Consider the following 12,792-nt stretch of genomic DNA (forward strand, 5'->3'; position numbering starts at 1 on the left):
CCCATGACCGAATCCGAAGCCCTGGCCCTTGCCTCGCACCGCCATTACAAGGGCGGCCTGTACCGCTATGTGGGCGAAGCCCGCCATTCCGAAACGCTGGAAACCATGGTGGTGTACGAACACCTGTGGCCGCATGCGCGCGGCTTGTGGGTGCGGCCGGCGGAGATGTTCTTCGGCCAGCTGGCCGACGGTTCGCCGCGCTTCGCGCCGCTGGACGCCAAGTGAGCGGCGCGCGCGCCTTGCCGGCGACCCTGACCGCCGCGCTGCATGCGCTGCGCGGCCCTTTCGTCGTGGCCGACCTGGAAACCACCGGCCTGTCCACCGCCAGTTGCGAGATTCTGGAAATCGCCGCGGTGCGCGTGCAGGCCGATGGTGCTTGCGAGCGGGAATATGCGCAGGTGGTGCGCACACGGGGCCGGGTGCCGCCGTTCATCAGCCAGCTGACCGGCATCACGCAGGCCGAAGTGGACCGGTTCGGCATCCCCGTGAGGCAGGCGTTCTCGTCCTTCCTGGATTTCGTCGAGGACCTGCCGGTGTTCTTTCACAACGCCTCGTTCGACCGGCGTTTCCTGGCGGCCGCCTCGGACCAGACCGGGCTGGCCTTCGCCAATCCGGTGCACTGCACGCTGGCGCTGGCGCGTCGCGCCTGGCCGGAACTGCCGTCCCATAAACTGGATATCCTGGCCCGCCATGTGGGCGCGTCGGATCCGACGCACCGAGCCTTGGCCGACGTGCGCACGACGGTGGCGGTGGCGCTGGCCGCCGGGGCCAGGCTGGCGCGGGCTTGATGCCCGCCCGATGACTGCGGGAGCGCGACATGAGCGATTTGCGGGAGATCACGGCGGCGGTGCGGCGATTCACCGAGGAAAGGGAGTGGCAGCCCTTCCATACGCCCAAGAACCTGGCGATGGCCCTGGCCGGCGAGGCGGGCGAGCTGCTGGCCCTGTTCCAGTGGCTGACCGCCGAAGAGTCCCACGGCCTGTCGCCCGCGCGGCTGGCCGAGGTGGCCGACGAGATCGCCGACGTGCAGATGTACCTGGCTGCGCTGGCCGATCAGCTGGGCATCGACATTGCCGGCGCGGTCTCGGCGAAGATGGCCAAGAACGCGCTGAAATATCCGGCGGATCGCTTTCGCGGCAGCGCGCGCAAGTATGACGATCCGCCCGAAACGGACTGAACGCTACAGCACCTTCTGCTCGTGATGCACCTGGGGCGGCTCGACGAAGAAGCCCGCCACGAGCTTGCGCCATTCCTGGAAATCGCTGGATTCGCGGAAGTCCACCATGTGGTTCTCGACGGTTTCCCAATCGACCACGAGCGTGTAGCGCTGCGGCTGTTCGATGCTGCGGTAGAGCTGCATGTCGTGGCAGCCGCGGGCGCGCAGGAACAGGGGCTTGGCTTGGGCCACGCCGGCCTCGAACAGCGCCTCCTGGCCTTCGCGGACGTGAATGCTGGCGATCTCCTGGATCATTCTGGGTCTCCGTAGGAATGGGGCCGGGCGCAATCCCGCCGGCCGGAGTAGTATGGCTGAAAAACTCCGCACGCGTCGCCCGAGGGCAGGCGCGCCAACCCCGTTCCGGCCCCACCGATGACCCGAGTCGCCACCTTGCCGCGCCTCATCGCTGTCCGACTGCTGTGGTATGCGGCGGTTGGCACGGTTGCGCTGGTCGCCTTCAAGCTGCACACGCAGTTCGGGGCCGACGTGTTGCTGACGGCGATCGCCGCCTACGTGCCCTTGTCCCTGTCCTTCCTGCCCGTCCTGGCCTGGCTGTGCGGCCGCCGGCGCGGATCCGGGCGAGCGGGCGCGGAAGCCGCGCCGGGCTGGCCCGGATATCTGGCCGCCACGACCGGCATTGTCATGCTGGCCGGCTATCATGTGGCGGCCGCGCCGTACCTGGCCGAATGCGGCATCCTGCTGTTGCTGGTGGCGGCCGATCTGTGGCTGGTTCGCAAGGAGTCGGCGTACTTCCTGGCCCTCGCCGGCTGACATTCCCTTTCCCGGCCAGATCCTCTCCCGACGCCTCCGACGCCGTGCCTGCAGCCCTCGCTTCGCGACGCCATGACCTGGACTGGATACGCGCCGGCGCGTTCGCGCTGCTGATCCTCTACCACCTGGGCATGCTGTACGTGCAGGGGTGGGGATGGCATGTCAAGAGCCGCTGGACCACGCCGGCCCTGCAGGCGCCGATGCTGCTGCTCAATCCGTGGCGGCTGACCCTGCTGTTCTTCGTGTCCGGCGCGGTTTCCGCCCACGCCTTGCGCAAATTCGGCGCGGCAGGCTTTGCGCGCGAGCGCAGCTACAGGCTGGCGCTGCCCTTGCTGTTCGCGATCTTCATCGTCGTGCCTTTGCAATCGTATGCGGAGCTGTGGCACAAGGTCGACTACCGCGGCGATTTCCTGACGTTCTATGTCGAGCGCTACCTGACCTTCGGCAACCTGGCGCCGATCTACGGGCCCGAGGCCGCGGGTTTCTATCTGCCGACCTACAACCACATGTGGTTCGTGCTGTATGTGCTGGCCTACGCGCTGGTGGCGGCCGCCGTGCTGGCCGCGGCGCCGCGCCGGCTCACGCAGGCCTGCGCGCGCTGGACGGCGGGCATCGGCGCCTGGGCTTTCCTGATCGTGCCGGTGGTGGCGCTGGGTCTGGCCCGCGCGTGGCTGGGACGCGCCTATCCGGAAACGCATCTGCTGGTCGACGATTGGCATGCCCATCTGCACTATGGCCTGGCTTACGCGCTGGGGCTGGCGGCGGCGGGCGCCGGCCGCCTGTGGCCGGAACTGGTCCGGTTGCGGCGGCTGATCCTTGCCGTTGCCCTGGCGTGTTTCGCGCTGCGGCTGATCGTGGTGCTCAAGCTCTGGCCGGCCCTGTCCGCGTCCGTTTGGGGCGAGGCGTTTGCGCGTGAAGCCTATGCCTGGACCGTCATCTGCGTCATCCTGGCCTATGCCCGCGCGGGCCTGGATCGCGACAGCGCCTGGCGCGCGCCGGTCAATCAGGCCATCTTCACGTTCTATCTGTTTCACCAGACCTTCATCATCGGCGCCTGGTGGCTGGTGCAGCGCTGGCAGCCGGGGCCGGTGCTGGAGCCCGCGCTGGTCATGTCGTTGACGCTGGCGGGATGCTGGGCGGCCTATGTGTTGGCGCTGCGCAGCGGTCCGCTGCGACCGTGGTTGGGGCTGCGGCCCTTGCCCGCTGCGGCGGGGGCCCGAGCCGAGACGGCGTAGTCCGCTGGTTTGCGCAGCGCAGCACCTGCTGCTTTCGTCGGCGTCAGCTGACAAACAGCCTAACGCGCATCTGCCAACCGCGGACCCGCATGCGCGCTAGGCAAGGCGGGCGAGTCCCGCGGCTTCCCTGCCCTCCATAGTGCTGAGCCGCGCCGGAGGATTGGGCCAGGCTGCCCTCCGTTCATCCTCCATATGCATGGCCCGCGCGTTCGCGCACGCAAGATGTCCGCGACTTTGGCGACATTGTGGCGTGCTTGCGCATGGCGCCAGTCGGACGGTCCGCCGTTTAACCGATATCGACACACTTTGGACGGCGCAATCATTCCGTACCAATACGAAAGTTCCACGCGTCCTGCCGAGGCATGACGGGGCTGCTGGAGAAGTAGAGGTCCGCGCCGGTCGGCCACCGGCAGCCTGTTCATCCGTATCCACGGATCAGGAGGAGCTCAAATGAAAAAGCTCGCAGCAGTCGCAGTCCTGTCGATGTGCGCCGCTTCCGCGTACGCGACGGGTCCCGGGCCCAGCGTATCCATCTCGGGCTATAGCGGGAGCATCCATGGCACCGTGTCATCCGTGTCGAACGGCAGTTCGGTGGTTGCCACGCAGGTCAACGGCTATGGCTCGTCCACCCAGACCTCGTTCGGCGAGACGGGCGGCGTGGCGCAAGCCAGCGGATCCTTCAGCCACAACGGTATCGAGACCGTCACCAGCACGCGGCAATACGCCACCAGCGAAACCTATGGCCACGTGAGCGGCAATGCGCCGATCATGTCGGGCGACAGTATCGCCAATGGCGGCGCCACGTTCGAGAAGACCGACACGAACGCTTCCGCCACGGGATCGTTCCATGCGGCGACTTTCGGCGCGACGGCGTCGATCCAAGGGATCGGAGGGATTGGCCACTTCCAAGGGTTCAACCACTGAGCCAGCGTTCCGGACGGCTTCGGCCGTCCGGGCAAGGGGACATCATGAAGACCATTGTTCTTGCCCTATCCCTGTCGCTCGCGGCGTTCTCAGCCACGGCGCAGACCAACAGCGCCTCGTCGTCCACCACGTCCGCGACCTCGGGCGCGACCAACGCCGGCAACACGCAAGGCATCACGTTCAATTCCAAATCCGACGCTTCCGGCACCTTGCGCACGGCGCCCGCCATGGGTGGGCAGAGCTTCTACGGCTCGTTCTCTTCGGACAGCTGCATGGTGTCGGCGGGCGGGGGCGGCTCGGTCGTCGGCTTCGGCATGAACGTCGCGTTCCCGATCGAGGACCAGAAGTGCAGCCTGCGGCGCAACTTCGAACGCACCATGCAGGCGGCGGCGTCCACCAAGGATCCCGACCGCTCGCGCCGGCTGGAAACCGCGGCCATCGACATTCTGTGCCAGACGGACGATCGGACCAAGGCCGCGCTGGTGGCGCAGGGGCTGTGCACCAATCCCGCCCTGACCACGGCTGATCACCGCTTCGACAATTCCGCCGTGGCGCAGACCTCGGCGCCGGCCGCCGCGCCGCCCGCCTCGCCGGCCGCGCTCGCGCCGACGCCGCAGACGCCGGTCGCCCAGGCCTTCCCGGTGCAGTCGGTACAGAGCGGCGCCATGAGCTCGCCGCCGCTGCGCAACCCGCGCCTGGATCGGCAGGGCATGCTGGATATGTACTCGCCGGGCTGACGCGCATGGACAGCGGACCCGGCGGCGCGCCTAGGAAGTCGCGGGCGGAGCCGCCAGGCCCGGCGCGTCCGGGGTCCGGGCCGGCGGGGTGGGGGCCAGCAGCAGGGTGGTCGGCGAGGACACTTCCAGCCCCGCGTCGCGCAGGCGGCCCAGCACCGAGAACAGCAGCGCACTGCGCACGCCATACGCGGCGCGCGGCGACGATACGTAGCCCTTGGCGTTGAAGATGAGATTGCCGCCATCCACGCCGTCCAGGAAGACGTTCGGCGCGGGCGTGGCCAGGATGTCCGGGTGGTCGGCGAAGGCTTGCAGGATGGCGTCGCGGGCGCGTTCGGCATCCGTGGACAGGGGCATGGGCAGCTTGATCTGCACCAGGCCCAGCGGGCTGGAGCGCGTCACGTTGCGCACGGTCTTGGTGATGAACTCCGAGTTCGGCACGATCACCGTCGAGCGGTCGCTCATCTGGATCTCGGTCGCACGGACGTTGATGCGCAGGATGTCGCCTTCCACGCCGCCCAGCGAGACCCAGTCGCCGACCTGGACGGGACGTTCCGCCAACAGGATCAGGCCCGACACGAAGTTCTGCACGATGGCCTGCAGGCCGAAACCGATACCCACGGACAGGGCGCTGGCGATCCAGGCCACCCGTTCCAATCCGATGCCGGCCGCCGACAGGGCCAGCGCCACCGCCACCACGAAGCCCGCATACCCGAACAGCGTGACCGCCGACAGCTGCATGCCCGGATCCAGTTCCGTGGTGGGCAGATAGCGGTTGGACAGCCAGCGCTTGAGCATCTTCACGCCCAGCAGGGCCAGCGCCAGCACGATCAGCGCCTGCAACACGGCGCCGGGATGAATCTGCGCCTCGCCGATGGCCAGCCCCTTGCGCAGCTGGTCGAAGCGCTGCAGCAAGTCGGTGGGGCCTTCGCCGAATGGCGCCAGCAGCAGCGTGATGGTCAGCAGTCCAACCGCCACCCGGCCGACGCCAGACAGCAGCACGGCCGCCTGGTCGCGCAAGGTGGGCCGGGCCTTTTCGCCTGTCTCGGGGCGGGGCGAACTCAGCAGCGAACTGAAGACGTCCTCGATCAGCGTGGACGCCAGATAGCCCGAGGCCAGCACGATCAGCACCCACAGGACCTGCTTGGCCAGGAAGTTGGCGATCGCGACGTAGCCAGCGAGCAGGCTGCCCAGGCTCACGATCAGCACGGCCCAGGCGATGCCGGTCAGCGCCGGCACCCAGGCCGGAATGGCGGCGTCTTCCTGTTTCCGGGCCTGGCGGCGCAGCTTGCGGCCGATGGCGAGCGCGGTCGCCATGGTGGCCATGATCAGGGTGGACACGATCCCGGTCAGCGTGATGGTGGTGGTCAGGCTGGTGTTCAGCAGCACGGTCAGGCGTTCGGCCAGCCAGATCAGCACGATCAGCGCGCCCATCGTTGCCGGCACCCAGCTCAGCTTCTGCGCCACGGCATCGCCGATGGGCGGCAGGCGCCAGGACGGATGGCGGGCCGACAGCAGGGCGCTGCCCAGTCCCGAGGTGTAGCCGCCGAAAAAGACCGTGATGACCATCGCGGCCAGCAGGTTGGAGGTGCTGTCGGAGAGTTGCGAATTCCAGTCCAGGCCGACATGGACCAGCACGGCGATGAGGCCGGGCGTAGCGGTCGACAGCGCCACCTGGGCAGCTGCCAGCGCCGAGCGGCGCAGGCGTCCTGGCGGCACGCGGTTCGCGGTCAGCCTGAGCAGGGCGCGGCCGATCCACATCCGCAGCGCGATCACCAGGGCGGCGATGCCGGCCAGCAGCAGCCAGCCCCAGGCGGGCGTCTGCTGCACGGCCTCATAGAGATCGTCGCGCAGCGCGCTGAGCCGCTCCAGGTCGCGCGGGATCTCGCCCTTGAACTCGTTCCAGAATTGTCCGGACAGGAAGGCGTCGCGGCGCTCGCCCAGGCGGGCCTTGAACTGCGTGCGCAGTTGTGCCGATACCTGTTCGGCGGTCTGTCCCGCATCCACGGACAGCAGCTTGGCGAGCTTGATCTGCGCGTCCAGCCCGCGCCGGCTGGTTTCCAGGCTCAGGCGCTGGGCGGCGACGTCGGGCGCTTCCTTGCTGCCTTCCGGCGGCGCGCCCAGCTCGTTCAGCCTGGCCGCCACGCTGGCCAGCTGCGGCGTCAGGGTTTCGGCGGCGGCGTCCGCCTTGGCCTGGATGTCCACCGCCGTGCCATAGAGCTGCTGCAGATTGGCATCGTCGGCCTCGTTCGCGATGCGCTTGCGCATGTCGTCGATCTGCTTGCGCGCGCTGGCCAGGTCCGCCTCGATTTCTGCCGGCGTGCCCGGCGCCGCGGCATGGGCGGCGGCGGACCATGCGCCCGACAGCAGCAGCGCCATGGCCAGCGCCAGCGATGCGAGCAGGGCGGACGCGCGCGAGCGGCCGGCATGCGTCAGGGGCAGGGAGGTGTTCGGAAACATAAAGGGTTTGATGAGCGGCTTGCGCCAGGGGAGGCCAGCATAGCAAGGCCGTGGCCGGCGGCTGCAACAAAATTGCGAGCCTGTTTCTTTTATGTGACAGGGCGGATGGTGGAATCGGCCGGGCCGCTTTGAAGGGCGAGCGTCTTTCGCCTACGCGTCCACACAGGGCGCCCGGGACTGGGCCTATTCCTGGAGCGGCTCTCGTTTCGCCGCGGGCGGTTCGCCATGCCGAGGTCGTCCCGATTTTGGCCGTCCTAGCACTTCGTCACACACTTCCAGCCAGGCGCGGGCGGCGTAGGACAGGTAGCCGGACTGCTGCCAGATGTGGCCGACCTCCCATTGCAGGCCCGACTTGGCCAGTTTCGCCGTGCTCAGGCCGCGCGTCTTCATGCGGCCCATCAGCGGTTCGGGCAGCAGCGCGACGCCCAGGCCGGCCGAGGCCATCGCCACCAGGAAATCCCAGTGCGCGCTCTGGGCCGCGATGGCGGGCTGCATGCCGGCGTCGGCAAAGGCCTGGCGCAGCCGGCGCGTCATGGCGAAGTCATCCGTGGGAACCAGCAGCCGGGAATCGCGCAGGGCAGTCAGCGGCAGGGATGTCTTGCCCGCCCAGGCGGCGTCCGGCGGGCCGATGACCCAGATCGGATGGCTGCCGAAGGCCTGGGCCGCGAGGCCGCGGTCCGGCGCGACGGGCAGGACGGTGGCGCCCACTTCCAGCTCGCCGTCGGCGACCAGGTTCTCCAGCGCCTGGCCCGTGCCTTCGCGCAGCGTCAGATGGATGTCCGGATGGCGCTCGCGGAAGCGCTTGACCACGGGCGTGAACAGCAGGTTGATCATGGGCGGGATGCCCACTTCCAGCGCGCCACGGCGCAGGTCCGCCGTTTCACGGATTTCCTCGGACAACTGGCGCATGGTCTCCAGCACCTGCAGGCCGCGCTGGTACATCACGCGGCCGGTGTCCGTGGGGCGGGCCGTATGTCCGTCGCGGATCAGCAGCTGCGCGCCGGCTTCCTCTTCCAGTTGCCGGATCATCTTGCTGACGGTGGACTGCGTGACGAACAAGGCGCGCGCCGCCTGCGTGAAGCTGGCGTGTCTGACCGTCTCGACAAAGTAGCGCAGCGCGCGCACATCCATGGAGCCATCCCGTCCGCATCGGCGCGGAATCTCAATTAATGAAAAAAGCGACTTGAATGAATGATTTTAAGTCATTACGAGATTTGAAGCCGCGTTCCTATACTGCCGGAAAATCGTCCGCCTTCCCGCGATCCGGGGCTGTGGACATCGGGAAACGCCGCGTCAGACGGCGTCCGGACAGAAGGCTGCCGTGCCCGGTCCGGTCGCCGGCCGTCGGCCCTCAAATCTGGAGACTCCATGCATCTCGACCGTATCCGCCATTCCGGCCTGCACGCCAGGATCACCTCCGCCGAAGAGGCGGCCCTGCTGATCGAGGACGGCATGACCGTCGGCATGAGCGGCTTCACCCGCGCGGGCGACTGTAAGTCGGTGCCCGCGGCGCTGGCCCGGCGGGCGGAGCGCGAGCCCTTGTCGATCACGCTGATCACAGGCGCCTCGCTGGGTCACGACACCGACAAGATGCTGGCGCAGGCCAATGCGCTGGCGCGTCGCATGCCGTTCCAGGTCGACACCACGCTGCGCCGCAAGATCAATCAGGGCGAGATCGCCTTCATCGACCAGCATCTTTCGGAAACCGCCGAACAGCTGCGCGCCGGTCATATCGGGCCCGTCGACGTGGCCATCATCGAAGCCGCCGCCATCACCGAAAGCGGCGCCATCGTGCCCACCATGTCCGTGGGCAATTCGGCGTCCTTCGCCTTGCAGGCCAAGCGCATCATCATCGAGCTGAACGTCGGCGTGCCGGCCGCCATCGAAGGGCTGCACGACATCTATGTGCCGCAGGATCGTCCCGCGCGCGAACCCATCGGCCTGATGGCGGTGGACCAGCGCATCGGCAAGCCCTGCATCGAAGTGGATCCTTCCCGGATCGCGGCCATCGTGGTCACAGAGAAGCCGGACAGCCCGTCCAATGCCTTGCCGCCGGACGATGAGACCAACGCCATCGCCGGCCACATCAATGACTTCCTGCGCGCCGAGGTCAACGCGGGCCGGCTGGGCAATGGCCTGTTGCCGCTGCAGGCCGGCATCGGCACCATTGCCAACGCGGTGCTGCACGGCTTCGAATCCTCGGAGTTCGAGCAGCTGTCCATGTATTCCGAAGTGCTGCAGGACAGCGCCATCGAGCTGCTGGACCAGGGCAAGCTGCAATTTGCCTCGGCCTCGTCCATCACCGTATCCAAGCCGGTCTACGACAAGATCCTGGCCAACATCGAGCACTATCGCGAACGCATCGTGCTGCGTCCGCAGGAGATCAGCAACGCGCCCGAGATCGTGCGCCGGCTGGGCATCATCGCCATCAACACGGCGCTGGAGTTCGATATCTACGGCAACGTCAACTCCACGCATGTGGGCGGCACGCACATGATGAACGGCATCGGCGGGTCGGGCGATTTCGCCCGCAACGCGCATCTGGCGATCTTCGTGTCCAAGTCCATGGCCAAGAACGGCGATATTTCCAGCGTGGTGCCCATGGTGTCGCACGTGGACCATACCGAACACGACGTCGATGTGCTGGTCACCGAGTGCGGCCTGGCCGACCTGCGCGGCCTGGCGCCGCGCGAGCGCGCCCGCGCCATCATCCGCAACTGCGTGCATCCGTCGTACCGCGAGGCATTGCAGGACTACTTCGACCGGGCCTGCGAACGCGGCGGCCAAACGCCGCATCTGCTGGAAGAGGCGTTCTCCTGGCACCAGCGCTTCAGCGAAACCGATTCCATGCGCCTGTCCAAGGCCGAGGTGCGCAAGGTCGCCTGAAGCGCGCCGCGGTCCGGTCCACTGTCGCCGCGAGGCGCAGTGCCGGGCCGGTTTCATGTCTTGTCGCCGCCGGGGCGGCGTTCTTCGGGTTTCTCGGGGCGGGCTTATGACCGCGCCTTGCGCTGGCCTGGCCGCGCGCAAGGCTGAGCCTGGCCGAGGGCGTTGCCTTGGATTGAGGCGGGGCGGCGCTTGCCGCTCCGCCTATTTTTTTGGGTCTTTATCATCGGCGCAATCTTCGGGCTGGTACGTGACCAGCGACTTGCGCGACAGCTCGAGTTCATCGCGCAGCCATTGCTTGAGCGCGACCAGCGGCGGCCAGTCCCGCAGGCTGGGGCGGTAGACCAGATGATAGGTCTGCGCCTGTTCATACTGCACGCGGACCGTCGACAACTGCACCAGCCTGCCGGCGCACAACGCGTCCGCGGCAAGCAGCTCGCGGCCAAGCGCGATGCCCAATCCTTGTTCCGCCGCTTGCAGCATCATGCCCGCGTCATTGAAGGTCGCGACGGGATTCACCGGAATGCGCAGTCCGGCCGAGTTGAACCAGTGCTGCCAGACATCGCGCTCGCCGAGCAGGGGCTGTCCAGCGAGCGTCTCAGGCGTGTGGTCCGGCAGGGCGCGCGCCGTTTCGGGGGATGCCAGCGCGATGAGCGGCAGCGGCACGTCGAATAGCGGTTCGGATTCGACTCCCGCCCAGGGGCCGCGCCCGAAGCGTAGCGCTGCGTGGAATCCATCGCGCAGCAGGTCCACCACCTGCTGCGAGGTTTCCATTTCCAACGTCAGCTCCGGATGACGGGCGCGCCAGCGCGCCATGCGCGGCAGCATCCAGCGCTGCGCGAACGAGGGCAGCACCGAAACCCGCAGTTGCAGGGAGCTGCCCGCAGCCGCGGCGGCTGCCGTGCGCATGCCGTCGTCCAGCAGCGCCAGCGCTTCCTGCACACTGCACAGCAGCGCCGCGCCGGCGGGGTTCAGCACGATGCCGCGGCCGCTGCGCTCGAACAGGTCGAAACCCAGCTGTTCTTCCAGGCCACGGATCTGCTGGCTGACGGCGCTGTGGGTCAGGTGCAGGCGTTCGGCCGCAGCGCGCAGGTTTTGCAGTTCGGCCACCGCGCGAAAGGCGGGCAGGGCGTTCAGGGATAGTCGCATGGTCGGGGCGGGCTGATGAGGGGATATGGATTGCAGCTTAGTAAGTGGTTAGATTAACTGACCAAACCAGGCAAAACAATTTGATTTTCTCTAGATATTTGGGCGGATATGCTAACCAAAACATCCCAAGTCCGGAGCAAATCATGAGTCATCTGCAATCCAGCACCGCCACTTCCTGCCTTGCCGCCTGCGACGCCGTGCTGCCGGCGCGGGATGGCCGGGAACGCTCGGCCCCGTCCAGCCTGTTTGGTCGTCTGTTGCAGGCTTGCCTGCAATGGCGGAACAGGAACCGGCTGCGCAATACGGCGGAAGGGTTGGACGAGCATATCCTGAAGGATATGGGGGCGCCCGATTGGCTGGTCAGCGAGGCCAGCGTCAGCCGGGAATTCAAGCGCTTGCGCAATGTCGACTATCTCCGGTGGTAGCGCCGGCTTGCTGCTGGACAGGGACGGGGGAAGGGCCGGCCCTGCCGGGTTGGCGCGTCAATGTGCCGGTAAGTCGGCGCGTCAGCGCATGAGCGGTTGAAGGATGTGTCGGGAGCGGCGATCGCTTGGACGGGCGAGCTATAGAAGAGGGGCGAGCGATGGCGGGCGACATCTGAGTCCGGATCACAGACGCGGCCGGACAGGGGCTTTGGCCAAAGTTTGGCCTGGGCAGGCTGATTCGTCATGGCGCCAGATGCATGCCGTGGCCCGAAGGGGCGAAGCGGGAGTGAGCTCGACTTCCCGGCTTCGGTCCCAGGAGTGCGGGGTTGGCCGAAGCGCGGTGCTGTCTCCATATGTCTATATATAGAGACGTTGTTCGCCATAGGGATGCCACGCGCGGGGAGCGGAGAGGCGGGCGCTGCTGGCGCACGGATAGGCTGCGCTGGCTTCGCGTGGGCCCGGGCTATTCGGCAGGTGTCGCTACTCAGGCTTGAGCCCGATCTCTATATATAGAGGACTAGGGGGGAGCATCTCTATATATAGAAGATGGATCTCATGGAAGACGGCCGGTTTGCCTGACGAGCCAGGACTCCCTTGCTCCCTGTCAGGCCCGTTTCCATGGGCAGCGGCGGGTTCAGCCAAATTTCTTCACTCTTTTTGCGTCGTGCTCATGACAAGCGAAATTTCTGTGCTATAGTCTCGCTCCTTCGCAGTTCAAGCAGTTTTGTGAACCGCGAAGCCAAGCAAGACGCAACGGGTTGCTGGTTTTTCCAGCGATCTGCCGCAGCGGCAAACGAAATTCTTCGGAACGTTGAACGCCAAGCGGTTATTGCAAGATTCGGTGCAAATCAGGCAGAAGCCAGTTGCACAGACTGCAAAAATTGTGTTATAGTCTTGGGCTTGGCTGGTGGTGTTGATTCAGGGTTAACCCGGATGGGTGGTCTGAACAAGATGACAAGCCAACCGGGGTGTAGCCAACCTTCGATGCGATGCAA

14 protein-coding genes are annotated in these 12,792 nt (G+C 66.9%); 10 read left to right on the forward strand and 4 right to left on the reverse strand.

Annotated features, from left to right (window positions below; translation table 11 throughout):
* Nucleotides 1-3 precede the first annotated feature (3 nt).
* Genes AC6LJ9_RS28580 through AC6LJ9_RS28590 form a run of 3 tightly spaced genes read left to right on the forward strand, consistent with a single transcriptional unit; the run spans nucleotide 4 to nucleotide 1,177 of the window.
* Nucleotides 4-225 carry a DUF1653 domain-containing protein gene (locus tag AC6LJ9_RS28580; protein ID WP_212313083.1) on the forward strand — a complete coding sequence of 74 codons (222 nt, stop codon included), beginning with the start codon at nucleotides 4-6 and terminating at the stop codon, nucleotides 223-225.
* Nucleotides 147-788, forward strand: a complete 642-nt coding sequence (locus AC6LJ9_RS28585) for a 3'-5' exonuclease (RefSeq protein WP_498150179.1) — start codon at nucleotides 147-149, stop codon at nucleotides 786-788. The genes AC6LJ9_RS28580 and AC6LJ9_RS28585 overlap by 79 nt, the downstream gene beginning before the upstream one ends.
* Nucleotides 789-817: 29 nt before the next feature.
* The gene (locus tag AC6LJ9_RS28590; protein WP_498150180.1) at nucleotides 818-1,177 is read left to right on the forward strand and encodes a nucleotide pyrophosphohydrolase; all 360 of its coding nucleotides are present in this window, start codon (nucleotides 818-820) and stop codon (nucleotides 1,175-1,177) included.
* Nucleotides 1,178-1,180: 3 nt separating this feature from the next.
* Here AC6LJ9_RS28590 and AC6LJ9_RS28595 read toward each other — a convergent pair whose 3' ends face one another.
* Nucleotides 1,181-1,471: an antibiotic biosynthesis monooxygenase family protein gene (locus tag AC6LJ9_RS28595; RefSeq protein WP_212313089.1), complete on the reverse strand. Its 291-nt coding sequence runs from the start codon at nucleotides 1,469-1,471 to the stop codon at nucleotides 1,181-1,183.
* A 117-nt stretch (nucleotides 1,472-1,588) separates the two neighbouring features.
* Between AC6LJ9_RS28595 and AC6LJ9_RS28600 the strand changes: the two genes are divergently transcribed.
* The 4 genes from AC6LJ9_RS28600 (at nucleotide 1,589) to AC6LJ9_RS28615 (ending at nucleotide 4,883) form a co-directional block, all read left to right on the forward strand.
* A complete protein-coding gene (locus AC6LJ9_RS28600; protein ID WP_212313091.1) occupies nucleotides 1,589-1,987 on the forward strand; it encodes a hypothetical protein in 399 nt (132 codons plus the stop codon).
* Nucleotides 1,988-2,031: 44 nt separating this feature from the next.
* Nucleotides 2,032-3,222 carry an acyltransferase family protein gene (locus AC6LJ9_RS28605; RefSeq protein WP_498150181.1) on the forward strand — a complete coding sequence of 397 codons (1,191 nt, stop codon included), beginning with the start codon at nucleotides 2,032-2,034 and terminating at the stop codon, nucleotides 3,220-3,222.
* A 450-nt stretch (nucleotides 3,223-3,672) separates the two neighbouring features.
* Nucleotides 3,673-4,146, forward strand: coding sequence for a hypothetical protein (locus tag AC6LJ9_RS28610; RefSeq protein WP_498150182.1), 474 nt, complete (start codon nucleotides 3,673-3,675; stop codon nucleotides 4,144-4,146).
* 44 nt (nucleotides 4,147-4,190) lie between these two features.
* Nucleotides 4,191-4,883 carry a hypothetical protein gene (locus tag AC6LJ9_RS28615; RefSeq protein ID WP_498150183.1) on the forward strand — a complete coding sequence of 231 codons (693 nt, stop codon included), beginning with the start codon at nucleotides 4,191-4,193 and terminating at the stop codon, nucleotides 4,881-4,883.
* A gap of 30 nt (nucleotides 4,884-4,913) precedes the next feature.
* Here AC6LJ9_RS28615 and AC6LJ9_RS28620 read toward each other — a convergent pair whose 3' ends face one another.
* Together AC6LJ9_RS28620 and AC6LJ9_RS28625 are read right to left on the reverse strand one after the other, a co-directional pair.
* Nucleotides 4,914-7,340 (reverse strand): DUF3772 domain-containing protein, encoded by a 2,427-nt coding sequence (locus AC6LJ9_RS28620; RefSeq protein ID WP_498150184.1) that lies wholly within the window; start codon nucleotides 7,338-7,340, stop codon nucleotides 4,914-4,916.
* 183 nt (nucleotides 7,341-7,523) lie between these two features.
* A complete protein-coding gene (locus AC6LJ9_RS28625; RefSeq protein WP_498150185.1) occupies nucleotides 7,524-8,471 on the reverse strand; it encodes a LysR family transcriptional regulator in 948 nt (315 codons plus the stop codon).
* Between the two features lie 237 nt (nucleotides 8,472-8,708).
* Between AC6LJ9_RS28625 and scpC the strand changes: the two genes are divergently transcribed.
* A complete protein-coding gene (scpC, locus tag AC6LJ9_RS28630) occupies nucleotides 8,709-10,226 on the forward strand; it encodes a succinyl-CoA:acetate CoA-transferase ScpC (RefSeq protein ID WP_498150186.1) in 1,518 nt (505 codons plus the stop codon).
* A gap of 201 nt (nucleotides 10,227-10,427) precedes the next feature.
* Here the strand turns inward: scpC and AC6LJ9_RS28635 are convergent, their stop codons facing one another.
* Nucleotides 10,428-11,372, reverse strand: coding sequence for a LysR substrate-binding domain-containing protein (locus tag AC6LJ9_RS28635; RefSeq protein ID WP_498150187.1), 945 nt, complete (start codon nucleotides 11,370-11,372; stop codon nucleotides 10,428-10,430).
* A 143-nt stretch (nucleotides 11,373-11,515) separates the two neighbouring features.
* On the opposite strand from AC6LJ9_RS28635, the gene AC6LJ9_RS28640 reads away from it, so the two are divergent.
* Together AC6LJ9_RS28640 and AC6LJ9_RS28645 are read left to right on the forward strand one after the other, a co-directional pair.
* Nucleotides 11,516-11,797 carry a hypothetical protein gene (locus AC6LJ9_RS28640; RefSeq protein ID WP_498150188.1) on the forward strand — a complete coding sequence of 94 codons (282 nt, stop codon included), beginning with the start codon at nucleotides 11,516-11,518 and terminating at the stop codon, nucleotides 11,795-11,797.
* Between the two features lie 618 nt (nucleotides 11,798-12,415).
* The coding region (locus tag AC6LJ9_RS28645) for a hypothetical protein (protein WP_498150189.1) at nucleotides 12,416-12,792 on the forward strand (377 nt) is incomplete at its 3' end.

It is taken from the genome of Achromobacter sp. 1011811831, assembly GCF_059760905.1.